Source organism: Bradyrhizobium sp. JYMT SZCCT0428, assembly GCF_018131075.1.
Taxonomy (GTDB): domain Bacteria; phylum Pseudomonadota; class Alphaproteobacteria; order Rhizobiales; family Xanthobacteraceae; genus Bradyrhizobium.
The window spans coordinates 172,129-187,515 of sequence record NZ_JAFCLS010000010.1; the positions used below are offsets into that span (position 1 = coordinate 172,129).

At 63.2% G+C, this 15,387-nt stretch carries 12 protein-coding genes; 8 read left to right on the forward strand and 4 right to left on the reverse strand.

Features of this window, described 5'->3' with window-relative positions; translation table 11 throughout:
* Positions 1-23 precede the first annotated feature (23 nt).
* Positions 24-1,178 (reverse strand): acyl-CoA dehydrogenase family protein, encoded by a 1,155-nt coding sequence (locus JQ575_RS12920; RefSeq protein WP_212033560.1) that lies wholly within the window; start codon positions 1,176-1,178, stop codon positions 24-26.
* Between the two features lie 172 nt (positions 1,179-1,350).
* On the opposite strand from JQ575_RS12920, the gene JQ575_RS12925 reads away from it, so the two are divergent.
* Positions 1,351-2,559, forward strand: coding sequence for an ABC transporter substrate-binding protein (locus JQ575_RS12925; RefSeq protein WP_212033561.1), 1,209 nt, complete (start codon positions 1,351-1,353; stop codon positions 2,557-2,559).
* 337 nt (positions 2,560-2,896) lie between these two features.
* A complete protein-coding gene (locus JQ575_RS12930; RefSeq protein ID WP_212033562.1) occupies positions 2,897-4,444 on the forward strand; it encodes a long-chain fatty acid--CoA ligase in 1,548 nt (515 codons plus the stop codon).
* Between the two features lie 110 nt (positions 4,445-4,554).
* Here the strand turns inward: JQ575_RS12930 and JQ575_RS12935 are convergent, their stop codons facing one another.
* Positions 4,555-4,764 carry a cold-shock protein gene (locus tag JQ575_RS12935; RefSeq protein ID WP_192735591.1) on the reverse strand — a complete coding sequence of 70 codons (210 nt, stop codon included), beginning with the start codon at positions 4,762-4,764 and terminating at the stop codon, positions 4,555-4,557.
* 175 nt (positions 4,765-4,939) lie between these two features.
* Entirely contained in the window at positions 4,940-5,704 is a 765-nt protein-coding gene (locus JQ575_RS12940) for a helix-turn-helix transcriptional regulator (RefSeq protein WP_212033563.1), read from the reverse strand.
* Between the two features lie 245 nt (positions 5,705-5,949).
* On the opposite strand from JQ575_RS12940, the gene JQ575_RS12945 reads away from it, so the two are divergent.
* The 3 genes from JQ575_RS12945 (at position 5,950) to JQ575_RS12955 (ending at position 11,280) form a co-directional block, all read left to right on the forward strand.
* Positions 5,950-8,172, forward strand: coding sequence for a marine proteobacterial sortase target protein (locus tag JQ575_RS12945; RefSeq protein ID WP_249166633.1), 2,223 nt, complete (start codon positions 5,950-5,952; stop codon positions 8,170-8,172).
* A gap of 118 nt (positions 8,173-8,290) precedes the next feature.
* Positions 8,291-8,860 (forward strand): class GN sortase, encoded by a 570-nt coding sequence (locus JQ575_RS12950; RefSeq protein WP_212033565.1) that lies wholly within the window; start codon positions 8,291-8,293, stop codon positions 8,858-8,860.
* A 197-nt stretch (positions 8,861-9,057) separates the two neighbouring features.
* Complete coding sequence (locus tag JQ575_RS12955; protein ID WP_212033566.1) at positions 9,058-11,280, forward strand: acetate--CoA ligase family protein; 2,223 nt, start codon at positions 9,058-9,060, stop codon at positions 11,278-11,280.
* Positions 11,281-11,377: 97 nt separating this feature from the next.
* On the opposite strand, the gene JQ575_RS12960 is transcribed toward JQ575_RS12955, so the two are convergent.
* Positions 11,378-12,139: a trypsin-like serine protease gene (locus JQ575_RS12960; RefSeq protein WP_212033567.1), complete on the reverse strand. Its 762-nt coding sequence runs from the start codon at positions 12,137-12,139 to the stop codon at positions 11,378-11,380.
* Between the two features lie 114 nt (positions 12,140-12,253).
* Between JQ575_RS12960 and JQ575_RS12965 the strand changes: the two genes are divergently transcribed.
* The 3 genes from JQ575_RS12965 to JQ575_RS12975 all read left to right on the forward strand — a co-directional run bounded on the left by JQ575_RS12965 (position 12,254) and on the right by JQ575_RS12975 (position 15,327).
* On the forward strand, positions 12,254-12,886 hold the full coding sequence (locus tag JQ575_RS12965) for an HAD-IA family hydrolase (protein WP_212033568.1): 633 nt from the start codon (positions 12,254-12,256) through the stop codon (positions 12,884-12,886).
* A gap of 108 nt (positions 12,887-12,994) precedes the next feature.
* A complete protein-coding gene (locus JQ575_RS12970) occupies positions 12,995-13,945 on the forward strand; it encodes a MoxR family ATPase (protein WP_212033569.1) in 951 nt (316 codons plus the stop codon).
* A gap of 5 nt (positions 13,946-13,950) precedes the next feature.
* Entirely contained in the window at positions 13,951-15,327 is a 1,377-nt protein-coding gene (locus tag JQ575_RS12975; RefSeq protein WP_212033570.1) for a VWA domain-containing protein, read from the forward strand.
* Positions 15,328-15,387: the final 60 nt, after the last annotated feature.

The window sequence follows — 15,387 nt, forward strand, 5'->3', positions numbered from 1 at the left end:
CCGGGCATGACGGTTGTTTATCGTCAGAGCCCCATCTGCCTCGACGCCAGATCCTTCATGATCTCCTCCGTGCCGCCGCCGATGGCATTGACCTTCACCTCGCGGTAGATGCGCTCGACCTTGATGCCGCGCATGAAGCCGGCGCCGCCGAAAATCTGCACGGCCTCAGAGGCGCAGAACGCCATGGTCTGGGTCGCCTGGTTCTTCATCATGCAGATTTCGGCGACCGGGCTTTCGCCCTGGCCGAGCCGCCATGCCAGCATTTCCAGCATCGCCTGCGAGGCCGCGACCTTTTGCGCCATGTCGACCAGCTTGTGGCGGATCACCTGGTGCTGCGCGATCGGTCTTCCAAAAGTCTGGCGCTCCTTGGCGTAGGCGATCGCGTCCTCGACGCAGACGCGCGCGTAAGCCGTGCAGCTCGCCGCCATGCCCATCCGCTCGCTGTTGAAGTTGTGCATGATCAGCTTGAATCCCTGGCCTTCCTCGCCGAGCAGGTTTTCGACCGGCACGCGGCATTCGTCGAAATGCAGCGTCGCGGTGTCCGACGCCCACCAGCCCATCTTCTTGAGTTTGGTGCGCGAAAGCCCCGGCGTATCGCCCTCGATCAGGAGCAGGCTGACGCCGCCGGCGCCCTCACCGCCGGTACGCACCGCGACGGTCAGATAATCGGCCCGCATGCCCGAGGTAATGAACGTCTTTTCGCCGCTGACGACATAATGGTCGCCGTCGCGGCGCGCCTTGGTGCGGAGATTGGCGACGTCGGAGCCGCCGCTCGGTTCGGTGATCGCCAGCGCCGATATCTTCTTGCCCGACAGCACCTCGGGCAGCACCCGCGCCTTGATCTCGGGGCGGGCGGCGCGCGCGATCGGCGGCGAGCCGATGGTGTGGCTCATCAGGCTGGAGGAGACACCGCCCGCGCCGGCACGCGCGAGTTCCTGCGAGGCGACGATTTTCATGAACTGGTCGGCAGCGACGCCGCCATATTCCTCGGGGAAACCGAGCCCCAGCAGGCCGATCTCGGCGGCCTTGGCGTAGAGCGCGCGCGGAAACTCGCCGGCCTCGTCCCATTCATGGGCATAGGGCTCGATCTCACGCGTCACAAAGCGCCGCATCACGTCGCGAAACGCTTCGTGATCCGCATTGTAAAACGGGCTGTTCGCCTTTGTCCGCTCCAGCATGCTGTCCTCCCGACGGAATCACGATGCCTGAATCATCAGGCGTAAACTTGCGTTGAGCGGCTGACCGGCGCCCGCGCCAGCAACTCAACGCAAGACCGGTTCCCCGGCCATGCCCTAGCCTTCTGCAAAAAAGCAATAACACAAAATCGGCAAAACGCCGGGGAGATGAAGCATGATCCGATGGAGCCAATCTGTCCCGGCCATTTTCCTCGCGCTGTCGCTCGCCGCATCGTCAGCTGCCCTCGCCCAACAACCCGGCATTACCGCTACCGAAATAAAGTTCGGCAACATCATGCCGTATAGCGGCCCGGCCTCGGCGCTCAGCGTCGTCGGCAAGGCCTTTGCGGGCTACTTCGACATGGTCAACGAGAAGGGCGGCGTCAACGGGCGCAAGCTCAACATGGTCTCGCTCGACGACGGCTTCTCACCGCCGAAGACGGTCGAGGCAACGCGGCGGCTGGTCGAAAGCGACAACGTCGCCTTCATGTTCGGCACCATGGGCACCGCGCCGAGTTCGGCGACCGCGAAATATCTCAACGGCGCCAAAGTGCCGCACCTGTTCCTGATCTCATCCGCGTCGAAATGGAACGATCCGGTCAACCAGCCCTGGCTGATGGCGCTGCCCTGGGCGCCGAATTACGTCGAGGAAGCCGGCATCGACGTGCGCTATGCGCGCGCCAAGAATCCAAACGCACGATTTGCGATCCTTTACCAGAACGATGACGCCGGGAAGGATTACCTGCGCGGCGTCAAAGAGGCGCTTGGCGCCGACGCCGACAAGGCGATCGCGCTGGCATCGAGCTTCGAAGTCGCCGATCCCAGCGTGGATTCGCAGATCCTGACGCTTGCCAACACCAAGGCCGACGTTTTCCTGATCTACAGCGTGACGCCGCGCGCCTGCGCGCAGGCGATCCGCAAGGCCTATGAGACCGGCTGGCGGCCGATGCGCTTCATCTCCTCGGGCTGCGCCAACAAAGAAACCGTGATGGTGCCGGCGGGCCTGGAGGCCGCGAGCGGCATCATGTCGGTCGGATCGTTAAAGCCCTATGCGGCCGACTCCCAAGATCCCGACCTGATCGCCTACCGCGAATTCATGAAGGCGCGGGTGCCGAATGTCGATCCGGCGAATTTCGCCGCCGGCTATGGCTACATGGTGGCCCAGGCGCTGGTGGTGGTGCTGGAGCAGTGCAAGAACGATCTGAGCCGCGAGAACATCATGGCGCAGGCCGCCAACCTCAGGGATGTGCAACTGCCGCTCTTGATGCCGGGCGTCAAGCTCAACACCTCACCGAAAGACTATCGACCCATCAAGGACGGCCACATGGTCGAGTTTCGCGACGGCCAGTTCAATGTCATCAGCGAGTTGCTGCGGGGTTCGTGAAGTAGCTCGCTCCCCCGTTTCTCAGAGTCTGACTCAATCGCACACGAGACCGCGGGTGCGGCGCGCCCGGCATTCCCTGCACCCTCTATGGAGGGTTAAGGAGATTCGATGGCAAGCCTCGGGCGCAATGCGCGGCGAGATCGTGAAGGTGTGTTTGCGTGATTCTATTCCTGTCGTCCGGGCGAAGGCCGGGACGACGCGTGATCTACCTAAACCGGCTGGTGCGTCGCCCACTCCCAGCCACTCCACGCAAGACAGTATCCCCATATGACTTCTCAACTGCTAGAATGCCATCAAGCAAACCGGCAGCACGAGACCGCCGGATGTGGAGGAAACCTTGTCCGTCCGCTATTACGACTGGATCGCCCATTTCGGCCGTCGCACGCCGCATAAAATCGCTGTCATCGACCTCGCCAGCCAGCGCCGGCTTTCCTATGCGGAGTTTGATGCGCGGATCTCGCTGCTCGCCACGCATCTGCGCGACAAACTCAAGATCGCGCGCGGCGACCGGGTCGCGGTGCTGGCGCTGAACACATCAGATACGCTGGAGGTGCAGTTCGCCTGCTTCCGGATCGGCGCCGTGTTCCTGCCGCTCAACACCCGCCTCACCGTTCCCGAGCTGCAGTTCATTGTCGGCGATGCCTCGCCCAAAGTCATGATCCACGACACCGATCTTGCCGAGGTCGCCCTATCGGTCGCCAAACTCTGCAACGTGTCATCGGCACTGCTGCTCGGTCCCGGCGGCTCCTATGAGACGGCGATCGCCGCGTCAAAACCGCTCGATCGCGCGGAGATGGTCACGCTCGATGACATCTCGACCATCATGTACACCTCGGGCACAACGGGCCAGCCGAAGGGTGCGATCATCACCCACGGCATGACGTTCTGGAATTGCGTCAATCTCGGCGGCCCCGCGTACATCTCGCCGTCGTCGGTGCTGCTCACGGTGCTGCCGCTGTTCCACACCGGCGGGCTGAACTGCTACACCAACCCTGTGCTGCACGCCGGCGGCACCGTGCTGATCATGCGCGCGTTCGATCCTGGGCTCGCGCTGCAATTGATCAGCGATCCCGCACAAGGCATCAACCAGTTCTTCGGCGTGCCCGCGATCTACCAGTTCATGTCACAGCATCCATCATTTGCTGCAGCCGATTTCAGCCGGCTCGTGATCGGCGGTGTCGGCGGCGCACCGATGCCGGTGCCGCTGTTGAAAACATGGGAAGCCCGCGGCGTCGCCCTGCAGCAGGGCTACGGCATGACCGAGACCAGCCCCGCGGTGCTGACGCTCGACAAGGAGGACGCCGCGCGCAAGGCCGGCTCTTCCGGCAAGCCGGTGCTGCATACGGAAGTGCGGATCGTTCGCCCTGATGGGTCAGACGCCGATGTCGGCGAACTCGGTGAACTCTGGGTCAAGGGACCGAACGTCACGCCGGGCTACTGGAACAGGCCGGACGCCAATCAATCATCCTTCACCGACGGCTGGCTGCACACCGGTGACGCCACGCGCGTCGACGAAGAGGGTTTCTACTACATCGTCGACCGCTGGAAGGACATGTACATTTCGGGCGGCGAGAACGTCTATCCGGCCGAGGTCGAGAGCGTGCTGCATCAATTGACGGCCATCGCCGAAGCCGCCGTGATCGGCATCCCGAACGAGCAATGGGGTGAAGTCGGCATGGCGATCGTCGCGATCAAGCCCGGCCATACGCTGTCAGCCGACGAGATCCACGCGCATTGCCAGGCCAATCTGGCGCGGTTCAAATGCCCGCGGCTGATCGAGTTCGTCGACGCGCTGCCGCGCAACGCGACGGGGAAGATTCACAAGCCGACGCTGCGAAAGAATTTCAGCGTGTCGAAGCCGACCGACAAGGCCATTGCCTCGTGATGATGTGCTGGCAACGAAAAGCCCGCCGATTTGCATCGGCGGGCTTCTGTATCAGAGGCTAATTAGAGGATCCCAGTACATCCGTGGTAATCCGTAATCAGCAACCTTTGTTAGTCGACGCGAAGGTTCTCAGCGCTGGTCTTGCCGCGCATCGGGTCCTTCTTCGCTTCGAACGAGATCTTCTGACCTTCGTTGAGCGAGCTCAGGCCTGCGCGTTCGACAGCCGAGATGTGAACGAACACGTCCGTTCCGCCATCGTCGGGCTGAATGAAGCCAAAACCCTTGGTCGCGTTAAACCACTTAACTGTTCCGGTAGCCATGTAACTATCTCCAAGATGCACAAATGCGCTTTGCTCACACGACCTCCGCGTGAGCTTGATCCGATTTCAACGATGTCTTGGGGATGGGCCGGTGTCGGCGTAGTCAACAAGGCAAACGACAATTCGAATAGACCGGATATAGGCGACGATTGCGGCAAATACAAGGGCGCAACGGTTAACCGGGTAAAAACATGGCAAACGGCTCGTCGATCGTCCGCCGCAGACGCTCGCGATACAGCGCATAATTGACATTATCGGACGAAATGCGCCCAAAACTCGGGTTTGCGACCATCTTGATCGGCACATAGGCGATCGGAGCAGCAATCGGCGTCAGCATGGAACCGCGCCCCGCCAGCAGCGTGGTGATGATGCCGTACATTTCACCAGATATCGCCACGCGCGCCACCGTGATCAGGCGATGCTGACCGTTCCGGTTGGTGACGAGATAGATGTGGCCGGACTGGTTCGGCACCGCGACTTCGCCGAATTGGGTGTACAGGGCATCCTGCCGCTCGCCTTCGTGGAATACGAGCGATGAGGCCGCATCGCTCCAGACAATCTCGGTGAGGTAGGCGAAGATCGCGTCCTTGTCGCCGAACGACGGCCGTATCGTGACATAAGCGCCTTCGATCCACGCCACCGCGCGGCGCGAATAGGCGCCCAACCCATCCGGCGCGATGTCGCCGTTGACGGCAGCGGCCGGCGCCGGCGCGTCAGGCGTCTTGCGCAGCGATACGCCGAGCGCCTGTTCGAGCCGCACCGTGGTCGCGAGCGTGAACGGACGGCGGCCGCCGAGCACCTTCTCCAGCGTCGAAAGGCTGAGTTTTGCGAGCTCGGCCAGCGATTGCCGGGAGATGCGGCGGCGGGCGATCTCTTCCCGAATGGTATCGGCGATCTGCCGGCTTTGTTCGGCGGAAAGCTGCTTGTCCGGCGTCGGCATCGTCACCCCTGTTCGGCCTGTTTGGGTACTCTACCAGACGCACAATCCATCACAAACCCGCACAAAGCCGCTCCTGCCGTGGCGCACGGCGCTGGCGTCGGGCTGAACAATGCCGATCATTCCGCTCGCGCCAGTCAGCGCGTTACCGGAGATTCCTTCCCACGACGAACACGTCGCACGGAGTGAAGGAAATGACGATTTGCGGTGAAATCCAGCCCGACAGGCGTACGCGCCTGTCGCGCAAAATGCGCGTAATCCTGTTCTTCGCCTTTGAAGGCGCCGCCGCACTCCTGATCGGATTTGCGGCCTTATTTTTGAGTTTGCCGGCCTGGTCGGCCGAGCGCACGCAGACCGCCTTCCTCAAGCCGGGCGATGCCCGCTCCGGTTCGCTGCTGCTGAAGACCGAGGACGGCTACGCCGATGCCTCGCGGCTCGGCATCGATGTCGATATCACCGTGTCCGGGCCCACGGTCCGCGCCCGTGTCACACAGGTTTTCCGCAACCCGACGCAAGACTGGGTCGAGGCGGTTTACGTCTATCCGCTGCCGTCCGGCGGCGCCGTCGATACGCTGAATATGGTGGTCGGCGACCGCGTCATCGTCGGCGACATCAAGGAGCGGCAACAGGCCCGCATCATCTATGAGCAGGCGGCGCGCAACGGACAGAAGGCGGCGCTGACCGAACAGGAGCGGCCGAACATCTTCACCAACTCGGTCGCCAATATCGGCCCCGGCGAAACCGTGCTGGTGCAGATCGAGTATCAGGAGCAGGTCGCACAGAGCGGCAATGAATTCTCGCTGCGGCTGCCGATGGTGATCGGGCCGCGCTACAATCCCGCACCTGTCGTGCAAAGCGTCGATTTCCGGCCCGGTGGCGGCGGCTGGGGCGCCAGCAAGTCCGATCCTGTTCCGGACCGCGACCGCATCTCTCCGCACGTGCTCGATCCCGCGACCAACGCGCCGGTCAATCCGACCAGCATCACGGTGCGGCTGCAGGCCGGCTTCCCGCTCGGCGAGATCAAGAGCCATCATCACACCATCAAGACCGAAAGCCCCGACGGCAGCACGCGCATCATCAAGCTCGCCGAAGGCGCGGTGCCGGCGGATCGCGACTTTGAACTCACCTGGAAGCCTGCCGCGGAAAAAGCGCCGTCGGTCGGCCTGTTCCGCGAACATGTCGGCGGCAACGATTATCTGCTCGCTTTTGTGACACCGCCTTCGGTCGAGCAGAACGACAAAAAGCCACTGCCGCGCGAGGTAATATTCGTGATCGACAATTCCGGCTCGATGGGCGGCGTCTCAATCATCCAGGCCAAGGCCAGCCTCACTTACGCGCTCGGCCGCCTGCAGCCCACCGACCGCTTCAACGTGATCCGCTTCGATCACACCATGGAGATGCTGTTCCCGGCCTCGGTGCCGGCTGACCGCGAGCGTGTCGGTCAGGCCACTTCGTTCGTCGGCGCGCTGCAAGCCAATGGCGGCACCGAAATGGTGCCGGCGATGCGCGCCGCGCTCAGCGACACGGCCCCCGGCGGCGATACCAATTATGTCCGTCAGGTCGTGTTCCTGACCGACGGCGCGATCGGCAACGAGCAGCAATTGTTCGAGGCCATCAATGCGCTGCGTGGCCGCTCGCGCATCTTCATGGTGGGCATCGGCTCCGCGCCAAACACCCATCTGATGACGCGCGCCGCCGAACTCGGCCGCGGCGCCTTCACCCATATCGGCTCGGTGGAACAGGTCGAGGAGCGCATGCGCGGGCTGTTTTCCAAGCTGGAGAATCCCGCGGTGACCAATCTCACTGCCAAATTCTCCGACGCCACCGCCGACATCACGCCATCGGCGATCCCGGACCTCTACCGCGATGAGCCGCTGATCCTTGCCGCCAAACTCGGCAAGCTCGCCGGCTCGGTCGAGATCAAGGGCCGGATCGGTGACCGTCCGTGGGTGGTGACGCTTCCGCTGGCGAATGCGGCCGAAGGCAAGGGCCTGTCGAAACTATGGGCGCGGCGCAAGATTGCCGATGCCGAAGTTGCGCGCACCACGCGACAGGAGAGCCCGGAGGATGCCGACAAGACCATCCTCGCGCTCGCACTCGATCATCAATTGGTGACGCGGCTGACCAGTCTCGTCGCGGTCGACAAGACGCCGAGCCGTCCCGAAGGCGAACCGTTGAAAGTTTCGGAACTGCCGATCAACCTGCCGGCCGGTTGGGATTTCGCCAAAGTGTTCGGTGAACGCCCGCTTCTGCCGGTCGCGCCGACGGAACGTCGCGCCGATGCCGGCGAGGCCAGGGTTCAGGTCGCGGCATTGAAACGCACGGCCCCTGCGGTCACGGTATCGCCGGGCACGGTCCAGCTCCCGAAGACGGCGACCGACGCCGAGCTGAGAATGATCCTGGGTGTGATCTTCCTCATATTCAGTCTCGTCCTGTTAGCGTTCAATCGGCGCCAGGCGTTGATCCCCTGACGCCCCCTTGACGGAGGAGGCCCCCCAAGCTCCTCCCGAATGCGCGCGCGGCCCTCCGTCCCCCAGGGTCGCGCGCGCGACTTTTTTCGAACCGTCATTGCGACGAGAACATCGAAGAATGCGCCGCTTCATCCTCCCTCTCCTCCTCGCCGCCACCGGCCTCATCCTGTTCGGCCAGGGCGGCTACATCCACGCCAAGGCATCGTTCGCGCAAATCCTGCTCGAGCGCGCCTTCACGGAAAGCATTGCCACCGGCCGCGAGACAAAACCGTGGTCATGGGCGGATACCTGGCCGGTGGCCCGCATCGAGGTGAGGCGGATCCATGCCAGCACCATTGTGCTGGCCGGCAGCAGCGGCCAGGCGCTCGCGTTCGGGCCGGGTCATGTCGAGAACACGCCCGATGCGGGCGAGCGCGGCGTGGCGGTCTACTCTGCGCACCGCGACACACATTTCCGCTTCCTGCAAAATGTCGTCATCGGCGACGAGATCGACGTCACGCGCCGCGACGGCAAGAAATTCCGATATCGCGCGGATTCGACCTCGATCGTGCGTTTCGATGCTTCGGGCATCGATCCGTTGCGCGACGGATATCAGCTGGTGCTGTCGACCTGCTGGCCGTTCGAGGCGCTGACGCCGGGGCCGGATCGCTATCTCCTGCACGCCACCTTGATCGGGCCTGTTCCCTGAGTTCATCCGCCCGTCAATCCCGGGACCGACAAATACTCCGCCTGCCGGGATATCGTGCGCTACGCGAAGGGCGCTATCGGGCCAACGCGTGTTGCCACCCTCCTCAAGTCTCAATAGAAAGAATGAAAACGCATGGCCGAAGCGATCGCACGAGATCGCCGTCTGCCAAAGGAAACAACAAGGTAAGGGCACGCTCCATGGAAGCTCGGGTAGTCAACGCGCAGCATTCGGCCGAAAACTGGTCGCCCTCGTCCGACGCCAGCGACATCGTCAAAAGCATCCATGCCATGCTGCACCCGCGCAACATCGTGCTGGTCGGTGCGACCGACAAGCCCGGCAACTATGCCGAGCGCATCTGGAACAATCTGGTCAAGTACCAATACAAGGGCAAACTGTTCCCCGTTAATTCCAAGCGCGAAACGATCTGGGGCGTGCCCTGTTACAAGGATTTCGCCAGCCTTCCGGAGAAACCCGACCACGTGCTGGTGCTGGTGCCGGCCCGTTTCGCGGTGCAGGTGATCCGTGACGCCGCGGCGGCCGGTGCGCGTTCCGCCACCATCGTCACCTCGGGCTTCAGCGAGTTGCAGGACGCGGAAAGCCAGCGGCTGGCGGTCGAATTGAAAGAGGCGGTGCGTGAAACCGGCCTTGCCGTGACCGGCCCGAATTGCCTCGGCAATCTGAGCGCGGGCGAAAACCTGTTCACCAATATCGATGACCGCATCGTCACCATGGAAGCCGGTCCCGTCGCGATCGCCGGGCAATCCGGTGCGATCGTGATGGCGATCCGTCAGGCGCTGGAAGATCGCGGCGTCGGTGTCGGCTACATGGTCACGACCGGCAACGAGACCGGGCTCGAAACACCGGACCTGATGGCCTATTTCGCGGCCGATCCTTCGATCCGCGTGATCGTGGTCTATCTCGAAGGCGTGCGAAACACCAAGGTGTTCCGCGAGGCCTGCAAGGCCGCGCGCGCCGCCGGCAAGCCGGTCATCGCGCTCAAGCTCGGCGCCTCCGAGGGCGGCCGCGCCGCTGCGATGGCGCATACCGGCGCGCTTGCCGGCTCGATTCAAACCTTCGACGCGATCTCGACGCGCGAGGGCGTGATCCGCGTTCGCGGCCTCGATGAACTGATCGAGACCACCGAATGTTTCGTGCATGCCGATCCGCCGAAAAGCAACCGCCTCGCCGCCGTGTCGCTGTCAGGCGGCAAGCGCGGCCTCTTGATCGACGCGTTCGATTCCGCCGGGCTCAACTTCGCGCCGCTGAGCGCGGACGCGACAGAGAAACTCGCAAAGATGCTCGGACCGGGCAGCATCGTCGGTAATCCGCTCGACGCCGGATTTGCCGCGGTGGTCGACCCCTCGGTCTACATGCAGTCGATCAAGATCATGATCGACGATCCCGACACCGATATCGTGATCATCGACGCCGAGCTGCCGAAGGCGCCCCATGAATTGCGCGAACGCAATTTGCGCATCGTCAACGACATGGCGGGCGCCGCCTCCAAGCCCGTCGTCTACATCAGCGCGATGTCGATTGGCTTTACCGAGTTCACCAAGGGCTTGCGCAAGTCGCTGCCGAACATCGCGGTCATGCAAGGCCTTGACCGCGCGGTGGGCGCGATCAAGTCGCTGATCGAATATGCCTCGCTGCGCAAAGTCGTGCCGGAGATCGCGTCGAGTTCGAAGGCTTCCGCCCGTGCCGTGCTGGAGAAGACGCTAAAAAGCGCCAACGGCGCCGCGGCGCTCGACGAAGTCGCCTCGAAAAAACTGCTGAAGGCCTATGGCATTCCGGTCTCAAAGGAAGAGATCGCACAGACCGCGGCGGACGCGGTGAAGATCGCCAAGAAGATCGGCTTCCCCGTGGTCGCCAAGGTGGTCAGCGCCGAGATCCTGCACAAATCGGACATTGGCGGTGTGGTGCTGAACATCAACAATGCCGCCGAGGTGAAGAAGGCGTTCAACGACATCACCGCGCGGGTCAGGAAGCTGAAGAACAAGCCGAAGCTCGAAGGCATTCTGATCGCGCAGCAGGTCAAGTCCGACCTCGAACTCGTGGTCGGCGCCTCGCTCGATGCCGAGATGGGCCCCGTGGTGCTGTTCGGCACCGGCGGCGTCGACATCGAACTGATGAAGGACGTGGCGCTCGCCGGCGCGCCGCTCGATGCCGACGAGGCGAAACAGCTGATCGGCAAAACCAAGGCCGGCGTCAAGATGAACGGTTATCGTGGCAAGCCCGCGCTGCACGAGGCTTCCGCGGTGAAGGCGCTGGTCGGGCTATCCAATCTGATGGCGGACGCGGGAACCCGCATTGCGTCGATCGACGTCAATCCGTTCCTGATCAACAGCAAGCTCGGCGTCGCCGTCGACGGCCTGATCGTGCTCAACAACGCCGCGGCCAACAAGGCGGCGGGGCATTAGTCACTTGTCATGCGCGGGCTTGACCCGCGCATCCATCTAAAAATGATTCATGCAAGAATGATGGATTGCCGGGTCAAGCCCGGCAATGACGGCCGGATCACAACCCCGCGCCCCATTGGCGCGCGGTCTGGACCAGCCAGTCGCGGTAGAGCGTCAGCGGCGTGACGCCGGTGAGCCCGCCGCAACCGGCCGAGCTATTGGGTCCGGTCGACCAGCTCACGACGCCGATAATCGCCGGGCCTGATTGCTTGTCCTCGAATACCGGCCCACCAGAGTCTCCGGTGCAGGCGCCAAGCCCGTCGCGGGTGCCCTGGCCCACAGGATCGACCAGCCGAATCTGCAGCGTTCCCGGCTTGCCGGTTGCCACCAATCCGGCGGCGCGGATGGTGCCGCCGCTCTTGCCGTCGCCGCGCGTCGTGACGCCAATGCCGGCGATCGTAAAACGGCTGCCGACAAGAATTGGAATGTTGGGCATGCCGAGCGTCGATGGCGTCTTGCCTTTGACGGGTGAACCCAATTGCAGCAGCGCCACATCGGCCGTCGCCCTGTGCGCCAGCATCGCCTGCATCTTGAAGCCGGGATGAATGGCGACGCTCTTGACGTCCTGCAACGACGGCTGCTTGTCAGCGCCATATTCGACGATCTTGTAATCGGCACCGGGCTGCACGCAGTGTGCCGCGGTCAGCACGATTTTGGGCGCGATCACCGCGCCGGTGCAGAAATTGCCGCGGGAACCGACAATGGTGACGACCGAACGGCCGACGCCGTCGGCGGATGGCGCGCCACCGCCCACGATGGCGTAAGCGGGCGCTGCCACCAGCAGCGCAAGACCGGCAATTATTCGAGCGAGGACCTTCATGGCCGCATGCAATACCCCGCGCAACCGACATCGCCAAGCCGCGGATCGGACTGGCTCCGAAGGGCATTCCGTGTTAGCCGCTCCCCCGTCGCGTATTGATATGGTGGGGAAGCAATGGTCGAGGCGGTGATCTGGGATTTCGGCGGGGTGCTGACCACTTCGCCGTTCGAGGCATTCTCGCGGTTCGAGACCGAACGCGGGCTGCCCGCCGACATCATCCGGCGCACCAACGCCGCCAATCATCTGGAAAACGCCTGGGCGAAGTTCGAGCGCGCGGAAGTCGACATCGAAGCCTTCGATGCGCTGTTCGCGACGGAATCGAAGGCGCTGGGCGCCGAGGTCCGCGGCAGGGACGTGTTGCCTCTGCTCTCGGGCGATCTGCGCCCCGAAATGGTCGAGGCGCTCAAACGCGTGAAGGCCAAATTCAAGACCGGCTGCATCACCAACAACCTTCCGGCCAACGCGATCGGCAGCCGCAGCGGCCGCTCGCTCTATGTCGCGGAGGTCATGGTGCTGTTCGATCACGTCATCGAGTCCGCCAAGATTGGCCTGCGCAAGCCCGACCCGCGCATCTACCAGATGATGGTCGAAACGCTGCAGGTCGATCCCAAAAACTGCGTCTATCTCGACGATCTCGGCGTCAACCTGAAGCCGGCGCGGCAGATGGGCATGACCACGATCAAGGTGCTCAATGCGGCGCAGGCGATCACGGAACTGGAGGCGGCGACCGGGCTCACATTGCGCTAGGCGGAATTAGCCGAATTTGCCGCCTTCGTATGATCAAACGAGGCTTGTTCTTTGCAGGGAACGGGGGCAGAACACGTTGAAATCCAGTGAATTTCGGAGTTGAAACCCGTGGCTGACAAAGGGCCGACCGCCTCGATCGAGGCAGTGGAAAGCGGCCTTGCCGCGCAGGGCTATATTGCGAGCCGGCAGATCGCGACCGCGGTCTATCTGTCGCAACAGATCGAAAAACCCATCCTGGTCGAGGGTCCCGCCGGCGTCGGCAAGACCGAGCTTGCGAAGGCGATCGCGGCGTGGCGCGGGCTGAAGATGATCCGCCTGCAATGCTACGAGGGCCTCGACGAAGCCAAGGCGCTCTACGAGTGGAAATACGCCAAGCAGCTTCTGTACACGCAGATCCTGAAGGACAAGCTCGGCGAAGTGCTCGGCGGCGCCGAAACGCTGCAAGACGCGCTGGCACAATTGCATGATTTCGGCGACGTGTTCTTCTCCAAGGAATTCGTCGAACCGCGGCCGCTGCTGCAGGCGCTGGAACAACCGGCCGGCTGCGTGCTGCTGATCGACGAAATCGACAAGTCGGACGCCGAGTTCGAATCGCTGCTGCTGGAAATCCTCAGCGATTTCCAGGTCACGATTCCGGAACTCGGCACCGTTACCGCCGTCGCGGCCCCCACCGTGATCCTGACCTCGAACAGCGAACGCGATCTCGGCGACGCGCTGAAGCGGCGCTGCCTCCACCTTCACATCGGCTTCCCCGAGCAGAAGCTGGAGGAGCGCATCGTCGAAAGCCGGGTGCCCGGCATATCGCAGACGCTGCGCAAGCAGATGGTCGGCTTCATCCACGAGGTTCGCTCGCTCGACCTGAAGAAACTGCCGTCGGTGAGCGAGACGATCGATTGGGCACGGGTGCTGGTGCTGCTGCAGGCGCCCGAACTCGGCAGCGAGATCGTCAAGGATACGCTCAACGTGCTGCTGAAGTACGAGGCGGATATCGAGGCCACACTGCCCCAGGTATCCACCTTCATCGCCAAGACATCGCGGCAGAGCGTCGTCTTCGGATAAAACGGATGAGAGAAAACCTGCATCGCTTCTTTCGTGCGGCGCGGGGCGCAGGCGTCAGGCTCTCGCCGGCCGAAAGCATCGATGCGATGCGCGCGGTCTCCAAGGTCGGCTTCAGCGACCGCACCGTCCTGCGCGACACCTTCCTCCTCACGCTCGCCAAGACCCAGGACGAGAAGAAAGCGCTCGGCGCCTGTTTTGATCTGTTCTTCGATCAGCCCGAGCCGGCGCCACCACCTTCCGACGAGAGCGAGACGGATGAGTCCGACACGCTGGAATCCGGAGCGGCCTCCGATGCGCAAGGCGACGCCGATGGCGGCGACCAGGCCCAGGATCTCGGCCAACTCGCGCAGATGCTGCTGTCGCAGGACCGCAACGCGATGGCGGCTGCCATCGCCAACGCTTCGAATGCCGCATATCTGTCCGACATCCGCTACTTCACGCAGCGCGGCATCTTCTCGGGCCGCATCCTCGACCAGATGGGCATCCAGCGCCTGCGCGACGACCTAGACGCACTGACCGCGACTAATCCCGCCTTGGCGGAACGGCTGCAGACGGCGCTGGACGGCTTGCGTGACACCGTGCGCGAAACCGTCTCGCAGGCCTTGATGCTGTACGGCCGCGAGGAAGCCGAGAACCTGCGCAACGAGATTTTGCGCAACGCGCCGCTGTCGCGGATCGAGCCGCGGCAGGTCGCGCAGATGCGGGTTCTGATCCGCCAGATCGCTCGCCGCCTGCGCGAGCGTTACAGCAAGCCGCGCAAGCGCCAGCGCCGCGGCCATCTCGACGTACGCCGGACCATTCGGCGCAACGCCGCCTGGGGCGGTGTGCCGTTCCTCACCGCATGGAAACGACGCCACCGCGACAAGCCAAAGATTATCGCACTCTGCGACGTCTCGGGTTCGGTGGCGCGGGTATCCGATTTCTTCCTGCTGCTGATCCACAGCCTGCACGAGGTGGTCTCGGATGTCCGCTCGTTCGCCTTCTCCGGACATTTGATCGAGGTCAGCGACATCCTGGAATCCAAATCGCCTGAAGAGGCGATGGCCGAAATCATGTCCAAGGTCGGCTTCGGCTCGTCGGATTACGGTAATTCCTTTGCCGACTTCGAGCATGAATGGATGAACGCGATCACGCCGCAGACCACGGTGATCATTCTCGGCGATGCCCGCAGCAACAATCTCGATCCTCGCGCCGACATTCTGCGTCGGGTCGGCGAGCGATCGAAGCGGCTGGTGTGGCTCAACCCCGAGGGGCGCATGGCCTGGGGCTGGGGCGATTCGGAAATGCCGCGTTATTCGACCTTCTGCACCGTCGTGCGGCAATGCGCCACCGCGCAGCAGCTGGAACGCGCAGTGTCGGATATCGTGGCGAGCTATCAGTAGTTCCACCCTAAGGCGCCTGAATCCTGTATTGTTCGTCTCGCGCACCCGATTCCCGCCTGT